This is a genomic window from Enterococcus raffinosus (assembly GCF_018917525.1).
Taxonomy (GTDB): Bacteria; Bacillota; Bacilli; order Lactobacillales; family Enterococcaceae; genus Enterococcus_A; species Enterococcus_A raffinosus_A.
This window is the reverse complement of sequence record NZ_JAHLOS010000015.1, coordinates 41,004-62,872: the sequence shown is the minus strand read 5'-3', so window position 1 is coordinate 62,872 and position 21,869 is coordinate 41,004. Positions and strand designations below refer to the sequence as shown.

Genomic DNA, 21,869 nt, shown 5'->3' with positions numbered 1-21,869 from the left:
TTTTGCCTCACGTATAATCGGGATTTATACAAGGGGGGAACGATATGGAAGATAAAAATAAAACACAATCCTGGTACAGCTTAGCATTTATTTGGGGCGGTTCGATGGTCTGTGTTCCGAGTTTATTAATTGGCAGCACCTTAGTATCGGGAATGAGTTTGGGAAAAGCGTTATTAGTGGGCTTGATCGGATACGCGATTACAGTAGTCATTATGATCCTTCAAGGAACGCAAAGCGTGGATCTCCATAAACCGACCGTTCAAATTGCAAAGCAGGTTTTCGGCGAGGTCGGATCGCAACGAATCATATCCATTATTTTAGCGATTGCTTGCTTAGGATGGTTTGGCATCCAAACAAATGTTGCTGGAGCAGCCTTTGCTAATCTTTTGAATTTATACGGTATCCATATTTCTGTCCCCATTTCCTCAATCATATGGGGAATCATTATGCTTGTTACAGCAATTTATGGCATCCGTTTGATTCGTCTGATCAATTATATTGCGGTTCCGTATCTTGTCATTGTTTGTCTATATGGTCTGTTCGAAGCTCTTTCTTCTGGACAAGGCAGTCACCTTTTACAGACGTATCAGCCGACGAGTCAGCTTTCATTTTTTGACGGCTTGGCGGTAACGATCGGTTCATTTGCCTTAGGGGCAGTCATCGCTGGTGACTATTCGCAATTTTCAGGAAAACGTTCAGATGTGGTAAAAGCCGCAAGTGCTGGAATCATTCCGGCAGGCGTATTGATGATTGCCGTTGGAGCCATTTTAGCTATCGTCAATAAAACCTCTGATATTAGCAGTGTGTTCATGAATATTGGCTCACCGCTGATCGGAGGGATTGCACTCATTTTGGCGACTTGGAAAACCAACGTCATTAACGCGTTTTCGGGCGGCTTAGCCATTATTAACGTGTTTGGTATTTCAAAAGAAAAAGAAAAAGTCGCCGTAGCAATTGCTGGGGGTATCGGAACCTTGCTAGCAGTTGTGGGAATCTTAAATTATTTCGTGCCAATTATGTCCATCCTATCAGCGATGGTTCCGGCAGTTGCTGGAGTAATGATCGCCTCTTATTGGGTCGTTCAAAAAGGCGATTCATCAAAATGGGCACCCGTTTCAGGAGTTAATTGGCTGGGGATCATTTCCTGGTTAATCGGCGCGGTCATTGCAGTAATTCCTGTAGTGCTAGGCTTTTTCCCATCGCTGCCGCAATTTCCTAATCAGCCATTGATCGGAATCATTTTATCTTTTAGCTGTTATTTGATTGGAAACAAGCTTTTTATGAAAGAAACAAATGAATCAGCAATGCATACAAAAGAAGTGGAGGAATAACCATGCGTTATTTAAATGAAGAAGCAATTGAAAATATTGCCGTCGGAGCAGCGTTCTTAGGAACAGGCGGCGGCGGAGATCCCTATATTGGTAAAATGATGGCCCTCTCAGCGATCAAGGAACACGGTCCGGTACGTTTGATTTCTCCAGATGAGGTTCAGGATGACGACTTTTTTATTCCCTCAGCCATGATGGGTGCTCCTTCAGTATTGATCGAGAAATTTCCAAAAGGCGACGAGTTTCTTCGTGTTTTCCAGAAGCTGAGTCGTTATTTAGGGATTGAAAAAATTGCCGGAACATTCCCAATGGAGGCAGGCGGTGTGAATTCAATGATTCCCATCGTGGTGGCCGCGTCTCAAGGGATTCCGATTGTCGATTGTGATGGAATGGGCCGAGCGTTTCCGGAGCTGCAGATGACGACCTTCAATCTAGGCGGTGTCTCCTCGACGCCGATGGCTATCACGGATGAAAAAGGGAATATCGGGATTTCAGAAACAATCAGCAACAAGTGGACAGAGCGATTAGCCCGAGTACAAACGGTTGAGATGGGGGCTAGTTCATTGATCAGCATTTACCCAGCAACTGGACAACAATTAAAAGATCATGGTATTCACGGCATCGTAACACTGTCAGAGAAAATCGGGGAAGTAATCCGTAGCAACGGTTTAGAAGAGTCAAGCAAATTAGAAAAGCTGCTTAAATTAATCGATGGCCTAGAGCTGTTCCAAGGGAAGATGATGGATGTTATCCGTAAAGTGGAAGGCGGCTTTAACTTCGGGGAAGCAACTCTGGAAGGCTTGAATCAAGATGCAGGATCGACTATGAAGATCTATTTCCAAAATGAAAACCTGATTGCTGAAAAAGATGGTAGTGTTATCACCATGACGCCCGATCTGATCTGTATGGTTGACTTAGAAACCTTGATGCCCGTGACCACTGAGGCGTTAAAATATGGGAAAAGAATCCGCGTTTTGGCATTACCTTGTCATGAAAAATGGCAAACCGAAGAAGGCATCCAGACAGTTGGGCCACGTTATTTTGGCTACGACTTGGACTATATTCCGTTGAAGGAGTTAGCGGTAAAAGGGGGACAAAAGCATGTATAGAATTGGAATTGACGTAGGCGGGACCAATACGGATGCTGTGATCATTAATGAAAATTTAGAGCTTGTACATGGTGTTAAGGTCCCTACTAGTGGGGATATTCAAACAGGGATCGAAGCGGCTTTGCATAAGGTCATGGCTGAATCTCAGATTGAAGCAGGCAGTATCAGTCACGCGATGCTTGGTACCACTCAATGTACCAATGCGATCGTTGAACGAAAAAAACTATCGAAGGTCGGAGTGATTCGGCTGGGATATCCGGCCACAGCTTCTGTTAAACCCTTCACGGCTTGGCCAGAAGACATGATCGAATGTCTCGGAGAAAAATATGAACTATTACATGGCGGCTATGAATACGATGGTCAGATTTTGTCGGAATTGGATGAAGATGAAATCAAGACGGTGTTAGCTAATTGGCAGGGGGAAATTGAATCATTAGCGATTGTCGGCGTCTTTTCTTCGCTAAAAAACGATCAAGAGCTGCTTGTCGAAAAATGGGCAAAAGAACTACTGGGTGAATCCATTCCGATATCCTGCTCCTCACAAATTGGTTCTGTCGGACTGTTGGAAAGAGAGAATGCCACGATTTTGAATGCAGCGTTAGATAAGGTAATGGCGTTAACCAGCAGCGGTTTTGAACGTGCACTGAAAAGTGAAGGGATCAATGATGCTGAGATTTATCTCTGTCAAAACGATGGAACACTAATGTCGATTGAATACGCGAAACGCTTTCCTATTTTAACTATCGCCTGCGGCCCGACGAACAGTATTCGCGGAGCTTCTTATTTAGCTAGAATCACAAACGCCATCGTCTTGGACGTTGGTGGAACGACCTCCGATTTAGGCGTACTAGCAGATGGATTTCCGCGAGAATCGTCAATAGCGGTTGATGTTGGTGGGATTCGAACGAACTTCAGAATGCCGGACATCGTTTCGATTGGACTCGGTGGCGGAAGTATCGTTCGTGAGGTAGGCGATCAGGTTACCGTCGGACCAGATAGTGTTGGCTATAAGATTACTGAAGAAGCACGGGTATTTGGCGGAAAGCAATTAACGACCACCGATATCGCTGTACGTTTGGGCCTTGCCGATATTGGAGACAAAACACTAGTTGAAGATGTTCCGCTGGAGCTTGCCGAAAAAGCCTATGCAACGATCAAACAAATGACCGAAGAAGCGATTGATAAAATGAAAACCAGCTCCGGCGATGTGGATCTGATATTAGTCGGCGGTGGTGCAATCATCATTCCGCAAGAATTAGCCGGAGTAGCAAACGTTTATCACAATCCACATGGCGGCGTCGCCAATGCGATCGGAGCGTCCATTGCGCAAATAAGCGGGCAATACGAACAAATCTACATTTATACAAAACTATCAAGAGAAGATAGTATGAATGACGCTAAAGAAAAAGCGGCGCATCAAGCAAAATTGGCAGGGGCTATCGAAGAAACCATAGAGCTGGTTGAAGTCGAAGAAACCCCACTGGCCTACCACCCAGAAAATGCGACACGACTTCGAGTGAAAGTTGTAGGGAAGATGGAATAACTTATAAATGAAAATAGAGTCGATTTAGAAAATGAACTTTCTAAATCGGCTCTGTTTTTGTTTAATGACTCTGAAATTTTAAGATATTAAGAACTCTATAATAACTCGTTTTTTATGAATTTTGATTCTAATAGCGGTTATCAAGAACTTTAGCATAATTAGAAAAAAGCTGTTCATTTTATTCGTTGGTATGATAAAACAACACAATAATAAAAAATAGGGTAACAACGCAGTAGTGAAACTATTTTCACTTTTTGAATATGCGTCCAGATAACTCGAGCTTTATTTATTTTAAGCCTTCCCCATGATAAGTTTATTGTAAAAGTTGGAAGGGGTTACAAAGAATGAAAAAACTACTGTTTTCTCTATTGTTGTCTACTTTGATATTAGGATTTAAAACATTTGCTTCTGCCTCCGAAGTTGTTCCTGAAAAAGAAGGGTATACATTGGATTTCTCTGATGAGTTTAATGGTCCTACTTTAGACGAAACGAAATGGACAGATCGTTATCTAGAACATTGGTCGGATAATCCAGAGGATGCTAAAGCAAATTATCGATTTGAAGATGGAGCACTAATTGAGTCGGTTACAAAAGATCAGAAACCGTGGGCTCCGACACTTGATAAAGATAATTATGGTTACGGGACAAATGGAGTTAAGTCAAGTGCTATTCAGTCCTTTAATAAAAACTGGATTCATAATTTCAGTAACTCAAAAAATTTGATGTCTCCAATTGCTAAAGAAGACGAGATGCTGGGAGATGATAAAACTGGAGGATATGCTACTAAGTATGGTTACTTTGAAATACGCGCCAAGTTAAGTAAATCTCTGGGTGGAGGTCATCAAGCATGGTGGTTAGTTGGAATGCAAAATGATACTAACGACTGGAGCAATTCAAAGGAGACAGGTGAAATTGATATTATTGAAACATTTTTTGATTACAGTAAAAATGTGGTTCGGCCAATTGAAAACAAAGGTGTTTTGGAATCAAATTGGCAAAAGGGACTATGGCAAGTCTGTACATTCGGATGGAATGATCCATTTTTTTCAACCTCATGGACTGATAGTACAACGGAAACTTTAGGTGGTGGAGCAGCTGTGGTACCAGGGGAAGTAGGGTTAGATAGTTTAACGAATGATTATCACACGTATGGGTTGGATTGGCAACCAGGATCGCTAAAATTCTACTTTGATGGAAAATTATTCAGAACAATTAATCAATCTCCTGATTATCCCATGGGAATGATTTTAAATATATATACAGACTCCGGTTCAGGTAAACACGATGATAATTTTCCGAAAGAGTGGGCAATTGATTATGTACGAGTATATAAGAAAAATGGCGGCTATGAACTTCCAACTCAATCAATAAAAAATCGTGATACTAATCAACTTATGGCATTAGATGCAACTAGTGATAAAGTTGTTTTAATAGACAAAGAAGATGAGAAGTCGAAATGGCAATTGGTACCTAAAGGAGAATATTATTTGATAAAAAATATTCACAATGGTGAAATCTTGAATATTGAAAATCAAAAAGGGTATATAGAACATAGTGCTCTACAAGAGACTGCTTGGAGTGGACAATGGAAAATTGAAACGGTTGATGGTTATCAACGTTTTGTAAATCGATGGAAAAACGATCAAATTATTCATACCGAAAATAATCTTGGATATTTGGAAGTGGGGAAAATACATCCCGGAGCTTGGCGTAGTCAATGGTCACTTGAATAAGGATGATCATTTTTAGATACAAAGGTAAACAACTTGGTAATAGTAGTTTTTGATCTACTAAATATAAGGGATGGCATTCATGAAAAACTCCTTTAGTCTGATTATCAGACTAAAGGAGTTTTTGGCAAGAACAAAGAAAATTGAGGAGAATTAGAAAGTCGAAAATAACAGATTACATATTATAGATAAAGAGTAAAATAGTTAGTGCGCTAAAAAGTCTACTTGCTAAACCTATTGATCATAAAGATAAAGCGTGAAATTATTTAGTATATATTCCAATTAAGTATTCTATTAAGTTTAGAGAATTCCCAAAAAAGTAATTTAAATGCTGGTTTTCGTGATCAACACCTGTAGTTCCTCTATCAACAATAAACGAAAGATCACTTTGCTTTACATAACTAGACTTATCGGTTGCGGTTATGGCAATAACTTTTCCTCCATAATTTTTACATTCCTTCATTTTGATTAAGCCATGTCTATTTTCACCTGATTGAGAAAAAGTAATCAAAGTGTGAGGTGTTTCATCTGACACTAAACTGATTTCAACTCCTTCGAGATCAATTGCATATATTTTTTTGAGAAGAAGTTTTCGGTATGTGTAATCTACCAGAAATTGGCAAAAACCTTCGCCAAAAAGGTATATTTTTTTCGAAGAAAATGCATTTGAAAAACACTCATCGATAGTTTCCCAACTGTGTGAAGAACTAGCAAAGGGAAGATTATCGATTTGTTCGTTAGATTTGACAGAAAATTCTGTTTCCAGGAAAAAGATAAATTCTTTGAAATTTTTAAAACCAGCGCGTCTTGCTAGACGACTAATGGAGGATTGCGAAGTGAAATTCTGTTCTGCCACTTGCTTTATCGCTATGGGTCTTTTTTCCTCAATATCAACAATAATATTCTCGATGATTTTTTCATCATCATCTCTAAGATTACTATTCGGTAGTAATCGATTAAAATAGTAAATTTTCTTCATAATTACTCTCCTAGTGAAATTACTTTCAATAATCGAAAGAACAACCATCCTTTTTTCAAAGTGTTGTATGCGTTCTCTACGAAGTTTATACTACACTCATAAAGAAAGCAAATACAATTGTATGAAAGTAATTTCTTTTATGAAAGAGGTAAAGTTATGAAAAAAATAATTATCAATGCTGATGATTTTGGCTACTCGACTGCGGTAAATCTAGGTATTGTTGAAGCTTATAAGAATGGCGTATTAACATCTACCACATTAATGGCTAACATGCCAGGGTGTGATGAGGCTATCGAACTAGCAAAAGAAAATCCTGATCTAGGAGTAGGGGGGCATTTAGTGTTGACCTGCGGTACACCAATGACAGTAAATAGAACCTTAACCAGAGAAGATGGAAATTTTTTTAATCTAGCAGAATATAGACGTCATCGTAACAGGATGGATGCTGATGAGATTTTCAATGAATGGTGCAGACAGATTGATTATCTGAAGGAAAAGGGTGTTCCATTAACTCATCTTGATAGTCATCATCATGTGCATACATTTCCCGAAAATCATGAGATTACTAAGAAGATAGCCGAAAAATACCATATGTGTTTTCGAAATTCATACGGACTTGAGGAAAAGCTATCTCTTCCTTATCAAAAAGGAATCCACGGTTTCTTAGATTTAATGGATCACCCAGAGATTCGTGATCTTAAATTTACAGTGAAGGAACGACATGCGGAATGCTTTGAAGAAATCCAGTCCATTTTAGATTTAGTTCAGGAAGATGAAGTCACAGAATTAATGGTTCACCCGGCGTTTGTGGATGAAACATTGTATTTCAACTCTTCCTTCAATGTTCAACGTATCAAAGAAGTTACTTTATTATGTGATCCAATGTTTCGTGAGATTTTAGAAGAACAAAAAATAGCGTGTTGTCACTATGGAGATTTTCTTACTTTAGCGGAGTAAGTGGAAGCCTTTGTGTTGAAAGCAAATTAAAAGGAGACATATGAGATGAAAGAAAAATTTATGAGGTCTGCAAGTACTTTTTCTAAAGCAATCATTCAACCGGTTATGTTTATGGCGGTGACGGGGATCATTTTATCTGTTTGTGCGATTCTTAAATTAGACATGATGCCGACTTTTTCAAAAGATATTGGGAATTTTGTTTTCAATATTATGTCTAGTGGGATGATTGGTCAGTTAAGCGCCATTTTTTGTGTGGGAATTGCCGCAGCGTTAGCAAAGCCTAAATATAAAACAGATGCTGCCATACTTGGGATTATTACGTATCTGGTTTTCTTATACGGGAATAATGCTTGGTTAACAATAACTAATAGATTAGCAAAAGCTGGAGAACAAGGGCTGTATGGAACTGGTCAAGGGATGGTATTTGGAATTCAAGTCACAGATATGGGTGTCTTTTTAGGAATCTTACTAGGTGTTTTTGTTGGATTGATGGTTAACAAATTTGGAGAAATCAAACTTCACAAATATTTGTCTCCCTATTCAGGAACAAAATCTGCTTATATTTTGATTGTTTTTGCAACGATTCTATTTTCAATGGGGATTACTTATATTTGGCCAGCAGTGAACTCAGCGGTTGAAGCAACCGTTAAAACCACCACTACTGCAGGTTCTGTAGGATTCTTTTTCTATGGATTTTTGAATCGCTTGCTATTACCGTTGGGATTACATCACTTCTTGTGGATGCCGATCTTTTATACACCGCTTGGAGGAACTGCAGAAATTGCAGGGCATGCTTATAACGGTGCATTTAATATCTGGTTAGCGGAGTTAGGGAATGCAGGGTCTATTACAGCGATGCATCCATCTATCGGCTATCTAGCAAACTTCGGATCAATTTCTTTACCAATAGGGATTGCCTTTGCCCTTTGGAAAACCGCACGTATTGAAAATCGAAAAAAGGTAGCAGCGATCTTGATTCCGACGGTGACTACAGCATTTTTAGCAGGGGTAACCGAACCTTTAGAATTCCTCTTCTTATTCTTATCACCAATTTTATGGTTAGCACATTCAATCGTTTATGGATTAAGTATGCTAATAACGAATTTAGTGGGAATTAATATTCAATTCGATACCGGTATCAATATGATTATCAATAGCTTTGCCTTTCCAAGTCGATTAGGCCATCAATATTTGATTCCAATTGTTTTTGTACTAACTGCTGTACTGGAATACTTTGTATTTAAGACCTTAATTGTTAAATTAGATATTCCTACTTTGGGAAGAGAAAAGAAAGATACATCAATGGAAGCTGTAGTAATTGATGAAAATGCAGCATCCACCAGTTCAATTGATAGCGATTCAGAATTCGAACCACAAATTAAAAATATCGTAGCCGGCCTTGGTGGCACAGATAATATCGATAGCATTATCAACTGTTACACAAGACTTCGCGTAGATGTGAAAGATGCCGATAAAGTAAATATGCAAATCTTGAAAGAAAAAGTTCAAGCATCTGGAATTGTAGATAAAGGCAAACACATTCAAATAATTATTGGTGTCGGTGTCGAAGAAGAAAGGGAAAAGGTAGAGGCCTATATGGCTCATGAAAAGGCTGTAAAAATATAGGAGAAAATGGATTAATTGGAGGAAATAAAGATGGGAAACAAATTTGTAATGATCGGTGGAGGTTCAACTCAATCACCTGGAATTTTAGAAGTCTTGCGTAAGCGTGCAGAAGAATTACATTTAACGGATCTTGTTCTATATGATAATGACAAGGAACGAGTAGATCTTCTGGGTCAGTATACAAAAATGTATTACAGTGAAACTGGTTCAAGGGTGAATGTATCTTATACAACGGATATCGATGAGGCGCTGCAAGGAGCTGATTTCTTATTTATGCAAATACGTCCAGGCTTAAACAAGCAAAGAGCAATTGATGAGAAGATTTGTTTAAGAAATGGCGTGGTTGGGCAGGAAACCTGCGGACTTGGAGGCTTCTCGTTTGCAATGCGAGTAATTCCAGCAGTGTTGGAAATTATTCGCAAAGTAAAAGAAATTTGTCCGAATGCTTGGATTTTAAATTATACAAACCCCGAAGCTATACTGTCTGAAGCTATCTATCGTGAATTTCCAGACGCTAATGTACTATGTATTTGTGATATGCCGATTTCGATTGAAGGAGCGATTGCAAAATATTTTAATAAAAACTTGAGAGATTTAACGTTTAAATATTTTGGGTTGAATCATTTTGGCTGGTGGACCAATATTATTGATGAAAATGGAAAAGATTTACTTCCGGAGCTTCGTGAAGATGTTTTGTCTGGAAAAATTACGACGTTACTTATGTCGAATGAAGAGACCGAAGGAGATCAATATTGGATTGACACCTATAGACAAATGATCAGTCTGTTTAAACGTTTCCCGGAATATTTTCCTAATTGCTATTTACAATATTATTTAACACCAGATGAGATGATCGCTCATGATGATCCAAGTTTTACACGTGGAGATTATGTCATGCAAGGTCGTGAAAAAAGGATTTATGATGAATGTCGACGCGTGATTGCGGCAGGATCAGCCAAAGATTCATCCCTTCATGCAGGAGTACATGGGAATTATATTGTTGATATTGCCTATGCGATTATTCATAACACGAGAGAGCGTTTCACGGTAAACAAAAAGAATCATGGGGCGATTGCTAATTTTGATTCAGAAGCGGTAGTAGAGACTCCAGCATATGTTGGCTCAATGGGTGCAGAAACGATTAATATTGGAGAGATTCCTACTTTTCAAAAGGGATTAATGGAGATGCAAAAAGCTTACGAGAAAATGACGGTGGATGCAGCGTTATCAGGCTCTTATCAAATCGCTTTAGAAGCGGTCATGCTCAATAAAACAATTCCGAACTATACCGTTGGAAAAAAAGTATTGGATGAGTTGTATGAAGCAAACCGAGGTTTATGGCCAGAATTACGTTAATTATTTGTAGTGATTTCTTATGCAAACGAAATCCCTTGTATTGTTGTATGAGGTGGCTTATTCTATAAAACAAGAGGTGTTAAGCTCGGTTTTTCGAGTTTAGCGCCTCTTGTTGACTTATCCAGTCAATGCCTCAATGTATTAGCCGTAACAAGTCATTCAAACAAATGGTTCGATTGATACAACTGAATTCCAAAATTAGTAGTAGTTATTTTAACTTTAGATTGAAGACGATGAAATTTCAGATTTTAGTAAAGAAGTAATTTGTAGTAGAAATTAGCGCATAGTGTATACAACTCGAATAGATTAAACTTTAAAGACCAATCATCATAATCGGTGGTTGGTCTTATTTTTTTCATGTAATTTTGAATCTCAGAGTTCTCTATAGTAAATCTGAAAGCAGAAGAACTCGAACTGTATTAAAAATATCATTACTGAATTATCAAAGTACTAGTGAATTTTTTCGGAATTGGCAGAGGAGGGAGTCGTTACTTATTTTAATTTTATTTATTCTAATAGTTTATCAACAGATCAAGAGTATTTTATAGAGTGATGGCAAAACAACACAATAAAATTACAACTAATTACAAGCTATTTTTGTTATTTAATACACGCTTAATAAGCTATATGTTTTCTTGAACGGATTAATTTTTGTTAAGGGGGAGAACAAAAGATGAATTGAATAGCGATTAAAGGATGTAAACGCAGCCATTATATTCTAGGTAGGAGCTGAGGGAAATGATTGATAGTCAAGATTTATCTATTCTTCATGAGATTGCTTTTAGAAATCAAAGAAGTACAGCAGAATTAGAAAGAAAATTTTTACTAACAAGGAGGCAGATTACTTATTCTATAAAAAAGATAAACGAGCTGCTGGCTGAAGACAATCAAGAGTTGGTCAAGGTATCGAGCAGTGAACTCATTTTAAATCATACCGTTCAAAAATTCTTACAAAATTATTTACTGAAAATGGAATTTTTTTCAGATGTGTATCATTCGAAGGGAAATCGACAATTAATGATCTTACTAACGCTTTCTTGTTCATTGGACTATTTGTCGTTGGACCACTTAATTTTAATGTTGGATAGTAGTCGATCAACTGTTGTAAATGATCTGAAGGAGGTGAAACGAAGGCTCCAAAAAAATGATATCAACGTTGGATACACTCGAACAAAAGGGTATTTTATACAGGGCGATGAAGCAGATATAAGGTATTTGGTAATGAACACGGTAATTAACTTTCTGCATCAGGACAATGGAGAACTTTTTCTAGAAAGTTTCTTAAAAAAACAATTAGATATTGATTACTCGGAAATTGAAGACAAAATCTTAGAAGCGAGCGAAAAAAATAATATTTCTTTTTTTGAAAACAAACTCAAAGAATTTACCTATTGCTTCATTCTTTTGAGTCAGCGATTTAAATATGAACGACCTCAGAAGATGGTTAGTGATTTTATCGATCATCAATCGAACGAGTATCAGTTTAGTCTTCATGTCTGTAATTTTTTCCAAATAGAATTACCAGAGAATATTCTCTATATTTCTGCCTGGATTTTAGGATTGTCAGCTGGAAATATCGATAATAGAACATCAGATCAAGCCATGATTGTAAAAATCATTCAACGACTAATTGCACGATTTGAAAGCTTGTCAGGTATTCGTTTCTTAGATAAGGATGCTGTTACTCGCAGGTTGTATGAGCATTTTAGACCTAGCTATTATCGGATCTTTTATCACTTACCTATCGTTAATCCTTTAGCGAACAAAATACAAGAAGAGTATCCAGAAATGTATGCCCTAGTTAACGAAGCAATCCGGCCTTTACAACCGTTATTTGATAGAGAATTGCCAACAGATGAAATTGCTTTTTTAACTGTTCATTTTGCTGCATCGGCTTTTGACGAACAGGAAGAGCACGTAAAGAGAAATCGGGGATTGATTTTGTGTCCAAACGGCATTGGCACATCAATCATTTTACAAAAAGAATTAGAGTCCTTATTTCCTAGCATAGAGTTTATCGTGCGAGATTTTCGCAGAAAAATAGCTTTTGAAAGTTTTGATATTGTTTTTACGACGACGATCACCACGGACATGTTGAGTATGAAAATTCCATTTATTGTCGTAAATCCAATTATGACATCAAAAGAAAAATTTGAGTTGATTGGACGTGTGTATGAGATTCTAGACGATGAATCGTTACTAGACTCAAAACTTGCGGAGACACTTAAGGTAGTGAAAAAGTATGTGACGAGAGAACAATATGAAAAAATTGAAAATGAGCTGCTTATTCAAGCAGATGTCAATCATTCTAGAATCATCATCGAAGAAGGAGGTGAGTATCCGTTGTTAAGTGAAATTACCAATAAGGATCTTGTAAAACTACAGGTAGAGGCTACGAACTGGGAGGAAGCAATCCGTAAGTCTACAGATGTTTTAGTCAGTACAGGGGTTGCCACGCCTAGCTATATTGATGGAATGATTCAGACAACGAAAGAAACCGGCCCCTACATTGTCATTACTAAACACGTAGCTCTACCACATGCCCGACCTGAAGAAGGGGCGAGAAGAATCGGGATTAGTATTTCTACCTTAAAGACCCCTGTAGTTTTTGGTAACAAGGAAAATGATCCAGTGAAATATGTTTTTGGTTTAAGTGCCTTGGATAATCAGACTCATTTAACAGCCATGTCGGAGCTAGCAGAATTGCTGGATCAGGAAAGCTTCTATCAGGTATTGGATAATGCTACAGATCCGGAAGAGATTATCGCGTATATCAAACGTTTTGAGAAAGAGAGGATGTAGGAATGATAAAAAAAGCATTGATTGCCTGTAGAACAGGAATGGGGTCAAGTATGATGCTGAAAATCAAAGTGGATCAAGTGGTGAGAGCCAAGTCGTTTCCATTAGAGGTACAGCACAGCACTTTAGATGATGTGAAAAGCTTTAAAGGAGACGTATTGATCACAATGGCTGATGTAGCAGATGAATTAAAAGGGCAGGTTCCATATATTATCGGGATCAATAATTTGATGGACAAAAAGGAAATCGAGACGAAATTGCAGGCATTTTTTGATAGTCAGAAGTCATAAAAGGGGGAAAAACAATGGAAGTATTAAAGGTAGTGGTGTTTGACTTACTCGCTTCGGCACCAATTTTAGTTGGTATTATTGCCTTAACCGGGCTGTTATTGCAAAAGCAACCTGCCGATAAGGTCATTTCAGGCACATTAAAAACAATTGTTGGATTCTTAGTTTTTGGCGTTGGATCGGCAGCAGCAGTAACTTCCTTAGATAGCTTTCAAGCGTTGTTTGCGGAAGGTTTTGGGTTGAAGGGAGTTCTGCCATTAGCTGAGGCGGTAACTGCTTTAGCCCAAGATAAGTTCGGTACTACGGTTTCATTAGTCATGTTGATTGGGTTTTTGTGCAATTTACTAGTTGCTAAGTTTACACCATTAAAATATATCTTTTTAACAGGACAGCACAATCTTTATTTAGCCGCTTTATTGACAATTATGTTCAAAGCACTAGGAATGAGCAATTCGTTGACTATCGTATTGGGAGGAATCATTTTAGGGATTTGTGCAGGGGTATTTCCAGCCATTGCCCAACCATACATGCGAAAAGTCACTGGTGATGATGAACTGGCGATGGGACACTACGTAACAGTCGGTTATGCCCTCTCTGGATGGATTGGTTCAAAGGTCGGAAAACCGGAAGATAGTACTGAAAATTTAAACTTACCCGGCTGGTTAACGATGTTTAAGGATTATGTGGTAGGTGTCTCAATTACGATGATTATTTTCTTCTACATTGCGGCGATTGCTGCGGGAAAAGGAGCAGTAGAGGAATTATCTGGTGGAGTGAACTGGTTAGTCTATCCATTATTTCAGGGATTAGGCTTCTCGGCGGCACTTTATGTAATTATCACCGGAGTTCGACTGTTTCTGGGAGAAATCGTCAGCGCGTTTGTTGGGATCTCTGAAAAGCTCATTCCTAACGCACGCCCGGCTTTAGATTGTCCTGTGGTCTTTCCATTTGCTCCAACAGCGACTGTAATTGGTTTTTTAGCAGCCTATGCTGGTGGATTAGTCACCATGGTTATCATGGGGCTAATTGGAACAATCGTAATCATTCCAGTAGCAGTTCCATACTTTTTCATTGGCGCAACCGCAGGTGTCTTCGGTAATGCTACCGGCGGATGGAAAGGATGCGTGGTAGGCTCCTTTGTTGTCGGGATTTTAATTGCTGTTGGCCCAACATTAATTTACCCAATTATGGAAAATATTGGATTGACTGGGACATCTTTCCCAGAAACAGACTTTAACATTGTCGGACTACTAGTCTATTATATCGGACAATTATTACAAAGTGTATTTTAAATTTCAACTATCGCGAATTTAATGGAGGAAATCTAATGAATAAAATTGATCTAAAATCGGTTGCTACTATGAGAAATCTGGTTGTTGACAGCGTTGAAAATGCCAATCATGGTCACATGGGTGCACCCCTTGGTTCAGCACCTATGGGGTATGAACTATTTAGGCATCATATGAACCACAATCCTAAAAATCCTAAGTGGTTTAATCGAGATCGCTTTGTTTTAACTTCGGGTCATGGTTCGATGCTGTTGTATTCGTTGCTGCATTTATCCGGTTATGATTTATCAATGGATGATATTAAACAGTTTAGAAAACTAGACAGTAAGACGCCTGGACATCCAGAAGTCTTCCACACGCCAGGGGTTGAAGCAACAACAGGACCATTAGGGCAAGGTTTTTCAATGACAGTAGGAATGGCTATTGCTGAAGCACATTTAAGAGATCGGTTTAATAAAGAGGACTTTGATGTAGTAAATCACTTCACTTATACCGTATGTGGAGATGGCGATTTAGAAGAAGGGGTGGCATTAGAAGCGGCCGCTATTGCTGGAAAATTAGGACTTGGAAAATTAATTGTTCTTTATGATTCAAATGACATTACGTCAGATGGGCCATTAACGCAATCAGCCCATGAAGATATTCAAGAAAAATTCAGAGCAATGAACTGGCAAACGCTCTACGTTACTGATGGGAATAATTTAGATGAAATTTCCGCAGCAATCGAAGAAGCTCAAGCTGAAACGACGAAACCTACGCTAATTGAAGTAAAAACAATCATTGGATTCGGCTCAACCTTGCAGGGGACTGAGAAGATCCACAGCAACCCTGTCGGTGCCGAAGAAGCCAAGAAAATCAAAGAAGCAATCGGCTGGGAATATGACGATTTCTTTGTACCTACGGATGTAAAAACGAATTTTGATGAAATTGCTATTAATGGTGAAAACCTAGAAATGCAATGGAATGAATTAATGAACGAATATTCAAATGAGTATCCTGAATTGGCAGCAGAATTGAAAAAAGTGATTCAGGAGGAATTTGAAGTAACGGAAACTGCTTTGACACCATTTACAGAAGAAAAAATGGCAACAAGAACTGCTAGTGGAAAAATGTTGAACCGAATTTACAAAGATTTACCAATTTTAGTCGGAGGCTCTGCCGATCTAGCCTCTTCAAACAAGACAACAATAGAGGGACTACCATTTATGGATGAAGAAAATCATGAAGGTCCCAATATCTATTTTGGTGTTCGCGAATTTGCCATGGCTTCAATTTGTAACGGATTGACATTGCATGGTGGGTTAAGAGGGTATTGCGGAACTTTCTTAGTATTTTCTGACTATATGCGCTCTGCCATTCGTCATTCTGCGTTGATGGGTGTTCCTGTGACTTATATCATGACCCATGACAGTATACAAGTCGGGCAAGATGGACCAACTCATCAGCCAGTAGAACACTTAGTATCTTTAAGAGCGATGCCTAATCTAGTTGTTTACCGACCAGCGGATGCTAACGAAACAATCGTTGCATGGAAACTGGCAGCTCAATCTAAAGATCGTCCATTCCTAATCGCTCTCGGAAGACACGATGTACCGGTAATTGAAAATGTCAATTACGAAAATGCTGAAAAAGGCGGATACGTCCTATCTAAAGACTCAGAAAATCCAGATTTAATTCTAATTGCAAGTGGTTCTGAAGTTGAAATGGCATTGTTAGCAAAAGAACAGCTTAAACAGTATAAAGTAAACGTTGTTTCATTGCCTAGCTGGGAGCTATTTAATGCACAAAGCGAAGAATACAAAGAATCCGTGTTACCAACAAACGTTGATAACAAGTTATCAATTGAGTTGGGTTCAACAATTGGCTGGTCCAAATATGTAGGCGTCAATGGATCATCGATCGGCTTAGAGCAATTCGGAAAGTCCGCTCCTGCTGGAGATTTGTTGAAGGACTACAATTTTACAGTCGATCATATTATTGAAGAAGCTCAACGACTAATCGAAAAAAATAAATAGCTTGATTCAAGTTGAGACTGAAGAAAAAGTCTTAAGAATGACCAATCATTAAATCAGAGCCGAACGATCTTGCCCCTATCAATAACGATAGGGCTTGATTGTTCGGCTATTTTCCACGCAAAGTCAATCCATACTGCAAAGCCGCTTCAGGCTTTCAGTATGGACGCTTTTTTTATTGCACATTGTTCTCTTGGTCATCCTTATCAGGCAACTCTCCGACATCCCGTTCAAAAACTGCAGCCACGCGATCTTTAGACCGAAAACATGCGCGTTCTCTAAAATCGACCCGATCTCGTACAGAATCAAGGGGGGAGTCCAAATTAGGGCGACATTGATAGGCAGTGCGATGCCAACAACAGGAGCCAGTTTGTCTAAAGCTGCGGCGCAGATGATCGTTGAAAACGTAATGAACTTGGTAAATAGTCCGTAAAGATTGATAGAGGAGACCCACGTGTGGCTTTTCAGTGCTTTGGCATAGCCGGTAAAAAGGTCCAAACCAACCATTGTCAAGAAGACGCCCATGATAGGGACACTTCCGCCAAATAAATAGTTAACGAGGGTTCCTCCTGATAACATTGCTAAAAGAGTCATTTCAAATACCTTCTTTCAATTGATTTAATCAACACCTGCAGTTTCAATCGCAGGTGTCAGTATCCTACGCGAGATAGAATGGAGAGTAGCGTTTAAGTGCTAGATTCATGATTTGCTTGGTCATCTTTATTCCGCTGTTTTCGCCTGAACATTCGTTGAAGTAGGCCTTTTTTGTCATTTGCTTCTTTCCTCGTTGGCTGTTCAGTCAATCGTTTGGCAGGTGCAGGTGCAGTTACAGTTACTGGATGGGTGACAGGTTCATTCACTTCTAATGGTAATTGGGTTTTACTAAAAGGAATAACCGCCACAGGCAGCTGGAGCTGAACGTGTTCGGATTCCTTGTTTTTTTCTGGTACTTCAAAACAGCGAACCTCTTCACAGGTTGCTTCATAAAATGGTTGTGTTTGATCCACATCGATTTCATTTTTCAGGTCAAACAGCGTCGTTACTTTGGTAGAAACGAACTTTGCCATAACAACAGAATCAAATAGTTTTACGCCATCTTGTTCAAAAAGGTCTAAGGTCGTTAGTAATTCGCAAGCTTCTTTGATCTCTTGTGCCGACAAGCTTGTATCCACATCTTGATAGGTCCAGTTGTGCTTCTTTTGGTCACTCTTTAAAAAGGTCGTGACCAGTTTTGTAGACTCAGTAATCATTCTTCTTCTTTCCTCTCATTTATTTTTCTGTGTAGTTTTTTTCTTATCAAGTCTCTGTATTTTCTTCAGGGTGTACAAGTGAAACCAGTGAACGAGCGACAGACAAAACTTTCTTCACAAAATTTCGTAAAGGGAAGACCCTCATCGTTAGTCGTTTCCATTTCGGAGCTTCAAAATAATCCTGAAAAAAATAGAAAAAGCGTTTCATGGTGCGTGTTGCTTTGGTGTTCATAAACAAATAGCGGACAAGATCGCTGAGAATGTTCGCAAACTCCTGCGCACCAAGCTTAAAGCGGACGCGTAAAGCCATAATATATTTGATCGTCAAGCTGCTGTTTTGGGTTTCTTGGTAATAGGTCATAATTCGTGCCTCAAGTGTCTCGGGTTTTAGTGAAAAAATTTGTTGGTGCGTTAAAGTTAGTTCATTCATGGATTTTATCCTCCTAATTCGTTTTAAAGTTTTTTTGCAAAAAATCGTTCGATTCGAATGCCGTTGATAATTTTTTTAACTTGCTAAAGCAAGAATTGACATCCTTCTTAATAGAGAAGAGCGGCACGTCTACCGCGACTTCTCAAATTTTAGTCAAGTGATGATGCTACGGTTGTTCCTGTGTGTTATCGAAAATAATTGTTTCGTTTGTTTCCACATACTTCGCGCTTTCGACTGTATCGAAGAGATCTGCGCCATCTTTATGGAAAAGTTTGATCCCTGTTAGCCGTTGTAAAAGACTTTTGACTTCGCTTGGGGCCTTGTTAGGGTCTGGATTGTTCAAACTCTAGGTTTGGCTTTTTCCCAAGCTGGTTCTAAAGGTTGCGACAAGTTTTAACATTTAATTTCCTCCTTTCTTATTTGGTATAGCGTGATCGACTAGTTAGGATCACGCCGTCTAGGTTGCTGTTCTCTGGTGAAAGTTCTGTCAGGATAGCCCCCAGTTCTAGCACCGCTTGTTCGGTTGATTCATCGATGACGTTTTGGAAGTTCACCTTTCTTAATTTGTCTTCTCCTGCGTCGATCTGTACTTGTAATTTGTTGCCAATTTTTTGTTTCATGTTTTATTCCTCCGTTATAGTATTTCTATTTTTTTGTTCCGGCCGGTGACTTAACGATAAAGGGGAAACACAAACTTGGTCAAAACCGGCAAAAATACATTTTGGGGTCAAAATTGCACGAATTTTTGTTCTTTTTTTGAGAGGAATCGCATAGGAAAGAGATTTCGTTAAAAAAGCACCTCAAAAAACGTGCAATTTTCAGGGGCGAATGCAATTTTGCCCACTTTGACACATTTTATGTTTTATGCATGGAACAGGAATATTGGTTTGCCAGCTTTTATACTCAAAAACTCTTACAAAAAAAGTTTTAAAAAACTTATTGATTGCTCGTTTGACTTAATATTTCCTTAATAACTAGTAAGCAGGATGTTCTGTGAAAATAGGCAAAATAGCGGGGCTTTTTGTACATTTTGTCTAACAGTAAACACACAAATAACCCACTAGGAATCTCACAAATGAACTTTACAGTGGGTCTACTGGTTTATGATTGAGCGTCACTCTCTTGCTGTTTCAGCAAATAACTTACTTAAGTACTCCATTCACGTTGTAAGTAACATATGGGATAGATTGTCTTTTCGACTTGATCCATGAAACTATGTTTTTGAATAGGTAGAGAAACCGTCAATTGCTTTGAAACAGCACCGAGTTATTGAATAATCGAAAAAACGATGAGTCTGATGGAACGTCTTCAACGTATCTAACGTACTGCTGTCATAAATGGAACGCTGCTCCTCACGCAGAATCAATATTCCTAATTCGCAAGGTGCGGTTAAATAGCGGATGATCCTTAAGAAGCGTTGACTTCGTTTGCTGAGGAAATGGACAAGGAACAGGGAGGATTTCTTTTGCTAGCAAGGAACATGTGATATAGTAGGGCCTGTAAATTCGTGTCAGAATCTCAGCTCTACTTCCTGCTTTGTCAGGTCTAGTAGAATGACATACGTGGAGAGAAACAGACTCATTTTTCGGTTTTTGAAAAATGAATCCCTTAATACGAACTAGGATCTCAGTTTTACTTCCTGCTTTAGCAGGTCTAGTAGAATGACATACGTGGTGAGAATCAACTTCATTTTTCGGTTTTTAGAAAAATGAATTCCTTAATACGAACTAGGAGTGGAACGATGAAAACCTTAAAAGAACGGATCATCGCTGAAAGTAAGCAGCTTGGGATTGATAAAATCGGCTTTACAACAGCTGATCCTTTTGATTATATGGAGGAATCCTTGCTGGAGCAGCGCGCGCTGGGGCATACATCCGGCTTTGAACATCAAAACATCAAAGAACGGCTGTATCTAGAAGAAACCTTTGAAGATCCCAAAAGCATCATCGCGATTGCCTTGGCGTATCCGACAAAAATTCATGAAAAGGTTCCCCGTGATGAAAAACGCGGACAATTTGCCCGTGCTTCGTGGGGAACGGATTATCACAATATATTAGAAGAACGATTGACGAAGTTGATTGCCTTTATCAAAGAACAGGCGGAGACGGAACAGATTCAAGCGGAATGGCGATTTGCTCCGCAGGTCGATACAGGTGAGTTAGTGGATGTAGCAGTTGCGCAACGAGCGGGTCTGGGGTTTATCGGTCGCAACGGTTTACTGATCACGGAAGAATATGGCTCCTTCGTCTATCTTGGGGAGATCATCACGAATATCCAATTTGAACCCGACCAGCCAGTGCCAAACGGCTGCGGCGATTGCACACGTTGTATTACTGGCTGTCCAACCGGTGCCTTATTGGGAGACGGTCGGATGAACGCCAAAAAATGTCTTTCCTATCAGACCCAAACCAAAGGCATGATGCCGGAGGAATATCGAAAGAAAATGCGTAACGTGATCTACGGTTGCGATATTTGTCAGCTTGTCTGTCCGTATAACCGCGGCAAAGATTTTCATTTTCACGAAGAGATGGAACCCAAAATCGATGAGGTTCATCCAAAACTAGCACCGCTCCTCTCTATCTCAAATCGCGAATTCAAAGAACAATTCGGACACCTAGCCGGCTCTTGGCGCGGAAAAAAACCGTTGCAGCGCAATGCACTGATCGCCTTAGCTAATCTTGGCGGTAAAGAAGCACTGCCAGAAATCCAAGCCTGTCTACAGGATCAGCGACCAGTTATTCGAGGTACAGCTGTTTGGGCATTGGGGCAGTTGAGCAAGAAAGCGCCGGAGGAAACGATTGGTTTGTTGCAGAAATTGAAAGATACGGAGACTGATTCAGAGGTTTTGACCGAGATAGCAAATGTTTTGGAAAGGCTAAGTTAAGTAAAAAAAGATTGAACACGAGTTATTGGTGGGCTACCCGTCTCAGAGGTCTCTGATGCACTGATTACGGCTTGGTGGGATCGTGCGGTGGACATTATTCCAACTAGCAGCCAGTTTTGTAGGATAGGTTTATGAAAAGCAGATGGTCCAAGTATAAACTGAACGATTTTTTGAGATTGCTAATTATATTGGCGTCTCTTTTTTTTTCGATAAGGACTTAATATACATCAAATCACTCCAACAAACTCAACTACCCAATTTTTTAAAATGTTTCAAAAAAAACAATTTTT

General features: G+C 39.1%; 17 protein-coding genes and 1 pseudogene. 12 read left to right on the top strand and 6 right to left on the bottom strand.

Annotation, left to right across the window (positions count from 1 at the left end; translation table 11 throughout):
• The first annotated feature begins 44 nt into the window (after positions 1-44).
• From KQI58_RS11275 to KQI58_RS11260, 4 genes are all read left to right on the top strand, one after another.
• A complete protein-coding gene (locus KQI58_RS11275; RefSeq protein ID WP_216409116.1) occupies positions 45-1,331 on the top strand; it encodes a cytosine permease in 1,287 nt (428 codons plus the stop codon).
• A 2-nt stretch (positions 1,332-1,333) separates the two neighbouring features.
• Positions 1,334-2,437, top strand: a complete 1,104-nt coding sequence (locus KQI58_RS11270) for a DUF917 domain-containing protein (RefSeq protein WP_216409115.1) — start codon at positions 1,334-1,336, stop codon at positions 2,435-2,437.
• Positions 2,430-3,980 (top strand): hydantoinase/oxoprolinase N-terminal domain-containing protein, encoded by a 1,551-nt coding sequence (locus KQI58_RS11265; RefSeq protein WP_216409112.1) that lies wholly within the window; start codon positions 2,430-2,432, stop codon positions 3,978-3,980. The genes KQI58_RS11270 and KQI58_RS11265 overlap by 8 nt, the downstream gene beginning before the upstream one ends.
• Before the next feature lie 344 nt (positions 3,981-4,324).
• A complete protein-coding gene (locus KQI58_RS11260) occupies positions 4,325-5,713 on the top strand; it encodes a family 16 glycosylhydrolase (protein WP_216409111.1) in 1,389 nt (462 codons plus the stop codon).
• 259 nt (positions 5,714-5,972) lie between these two features.
• Here KQI58_RS11260 and KQI58_RS11255 read toward each other — a convergent pair whose 3' ends face one another.
• Positions 5,973-6,689 (bottom strand): MurR/RpiR family transcriptional regulator, encoded by a 717-nt coding sequence (locus tag KQI58_RS11255; protein WP_216409110.1) that lies wholly within the window; start codon positions 6,687-6,689, stop codon positions 5,973-5,975.
• 156 nt (positions 6,690-6,845) lie between these two features.
• Between KQI58_RS11255 and KQI58_RS11250 the strand changes: the two genes are divergently transcribed.
• The 7 genes from KQI58_RS11250 to tkt all read left to right on the top strand — a co-directional run bounded on the left by KQI58_RS11250 (position 6,846) and on the right by tkt (position 17,018).
• Positions 6,846-7,646, top strand: a complete 801-nt coding sequence (locus KQI58_RS11250) for a carbohydrate deacetylase (protein ID WP_216409101.1) — start codon at positions 6,846-6,848, stop codon at positions 7,644-7,646.
• A gap of 45 nt (positions 7,647-7,691) precedes the next feature.
• Positions 7,692-9,272: a PTS transporter subunit EIIC gene (locus KQI58_RS11245; protein WP_216409099.1), complete on the top strand. Its 1,581-nt coding sequence runs from the start codon at positions 7,692-7,694 to the stop codon at positions 9,270-9,272.
• 30 nt (positions 9,273-9,302) lie between these two features.
• On the top strand, positions 9,303-10,628 hold the full coding sequence (locus KQI58_RS11240; RefSeq protein ID WP_216409097.1) for a 6-phospho-alpha-glucosidase: 1,326 nt from the start codon (positions 9,303-9,305) through the stop codon (positions 10,626-10,628).
• 738 nt (positions 10,629-11,366) lie between these two features.
• Positions 11,367-13,430 (top strand): BglG family transcription antiterminator, encoded by a 2,064-nt coding sequence (locus KQI58_RS11235; protein ID WP_216409095.1) that lies wholly within the window; start codon positions 11,367-11,369, stop codon positions 13,428-13,430.
• A gap of 2 nt (positions 13,431-13,432) precedes the next feature.
• Complete coding sequence (locus KQI58_RS11230) at positions 13,433-13,717, top strand: PTS sugar transporter subunit IIB (protein ID WP_216409093.1); 285 nt, start codon at positions 13,433-13,435, stop codon at positions 13,715-13,717.
• Between the two features lie 14 nt (positions 13,718-13,731).
• Positions 13,732-15,006: a PTS ascorbate transporter subunit IIC gene (locus KQI58_RS11225; RefSeq protein ID WP_216409091.1), complete on the top strand. Its 1,275-nt coding sequence runs from the start codon at positions 13,732-13,734 to the stop codon at positions 15,004-15,006.
• A gap of 35 nt (positions 15,007-15,041) precedes the next feature.
• The gene (tkt, locus tag KQI58_RS11220; protein ID WP_216409089.1) at positions 15,042-17,018 is read left to right on the top strand and encodes a transketolase; all 1,977 of its coding nucleotides are present in this window, start codon (positions 15,042-15,044) and stop codon (positions 17,016-17,018) included.
• Between the two features lie 172 nt (positions 17,019-17,190).
• Here the strand turns inward: tkt and KQI58_RS11215 are convergent.
• The 5 genes and pseudogenes from KQI58_RS11215 to KQI58_RS11200 form a co-directional block, all read right to left on the bottom strand.
• A pseudogene (locus KQI58_RS11215) lies at positions 17,191-17,609 on the bottom strand (phage holin family protein).
• Positions 17,610-17,701: 92 nt separating this feature from the next.
• Positions 17,702-18,265, bottom strand: a complete 564-nt coding sequence (locus KQI58_RS11210; protein WP_216409086.1) for a DUF2922 family protein — start codon at positions 18,263-18,265, stop codon at positions 17,702-17,704.
• A 46-nt stretch (positions 18,266-18,311) separates the two neighbouring features.
• Complete coding sequence (locus tag KQI58_RS11205) at positions 18,312-18,695, bottom strand: hypothetical protein (protein WP_216409084.1); 384 nt, start codon at positions 18,693-18,695, stop codon at positions 18,312-18,314.
• 166 nt (positions 18,696-18,861) lie between these two features.
• Positions 18,862-19,038, bottom strand: coding sequence for a hypothetical protein (locus tag KQI58_RS23285; RefSeq protein ID WP_437177520.1), 177 nt, complete (start codon positions 19,036-19,038; stop codon positions 18,862-18,864).
• Between the two features lie 73 nt (positions 19,039-19,111).
• Positions 19,112-19,315 (bottom strand): hypothetical protein, encoded by a 204-nt coding sequence (locus KQI58_RS11200; protein ID WP_216409082.1) that lies wholly within the window; start codon positions 19,313-19,315, stop codon positions 19,112-19,114.
• 1,121 nt (positions 19,316-20,436) lie between these two features.
• Between KQI58_RS11200 and queG the strand changes: the two genes are divergently transcribed.
• A complete protein-coding gene (gene queG, locus KQI58_RS11195; RefSeq protein ID WP_216409081.1) occupies positions 20,437-21,579 on the top strand; it encodes a tRNA epoxyqueuosine(34) reductase QueG in 1,143 nt (380 codons plus the stop codon).
• Positions 21,580-21,869: the final 290 nt, after the last annotated feature.

What these genes read in the sequence shown, in the direction of transcription:
- KQI58_RS11225 (WP_216409091.1), top strand. Translation starts at nt 13,732, where the DNA reads ATGGAAGTATTAAAGGTAGTGGTGTTTGACTTACTCGCTTCGGCACCA.
- KQI58_RS11240 (WP_216409097.1), top strand. Translation starts at nt 9,303, where the DNA reads ATGGGAAACAAATTTGTAATGATCGGTGGAGGTTCAACTCAATCACCT.
- KQI58_RS11245 (WP_216409099.1), top strand. Translation starts at nt 7,692, where the DNA reads ATGAAAGAAAAATTTATGAGGTCTGCAAGTACTTTTTCTAAAGCAATC.
- KQI58_RS11235 (WP_216409095.1), top strand. Translation starts at nt 11,367, where the DNA reads ATGATTGATAGTCAAGATTTATCTATTCTTCATGAGATTGCTTTTAGA.
- KQI58_RS11250 (WP_216409101.1), top strand. Translation starts at nt 6,846, where the DNA reads ATGAAAAAAATAATTATCAATGCTGATGATTTTGGCTACTCGACTGCG.
- KQI58_RS11210 (WP_216409086.1), bottom strand. Translation starts at nt 18,265, where the DNA reads ATGATTACTGAGTCTACAAAACTGGTCACGACCTTTTTAAAGAGTGAC.
- KQI58_RS11270 (WP_216409115.1), top strand. Translation starts at nt 1,334, where the DNA reads ATGCGTTATTTAAATGAAGAAGCAATTGAAAATATTGCCGTCGGAGCA.
- KQI58_RS11265 (WP_216409112.1), top strand. Translation starts at nt 2,430, where the DNA reads ATGTATAGAATTGGAATTGACGTAGGCGGGACCAATACGGATGCTGTG.
- KQI58_RS11230 (WP_216409093.1), top strand. Translation starts at nt 13,433, where the DNA reads ATGATAAAAAAAGCATTGATTGCCTGTAGAACAGGAATGGGGTCAAGT.
- KQI58_RS11255 (WP_216409110.1), bottom strand. Translation starts at nt 6,689, where the DNA reads ATGAAGAAAATTTACTATTTTAATCGATTACTACCGAATAGTAATCTT.
- KQI58_RS11205 (WP_216409084.1), bottom strand. Translation starts at nt 18,695, where the DNA reads ATGAATGAACTAACTTTAACGCACCAACAAATTTTTTCACTAAAACCC.
- KQI58_RS11200 (WP_216409082.1), bottom strand. Translation starts at nt 19,315, where the DNA reads ATGAAACAAAAAATTGGCAACAAATTACAAGTACAGATCGACGCAGGA.
- KQI58_RS11260 (WP_216409111.1), top strand. Translation starts at nt 4,325, where the DNA reads ATGAAAAAACTACTGTTTTCTCTATTGTTGTCTACTTTGATATTAGGA.
- queG (WP_216409081.1), top strand. Translation starts at nt 20,437, where the DNA reads ATGAAAACCTTAAAAGAACGGATCATCGCTGAAAGTAAGCAGCTTGGG.
- tkt (WP_216409089.1), top strand. Translation starts at nt 15,042, where the DNA reads ATGAATAAAATTGATCTAAAATCGGTTGCTACTATGAGAAATCTGGTT.
- KQI58_RS11275 (WP_216409116.1), top strand. Translation starts at nt 45, where the DNA reads ATGGAAGATAAAAATAAAACACAATCCTGGTACAGCTTAGCATTTATT.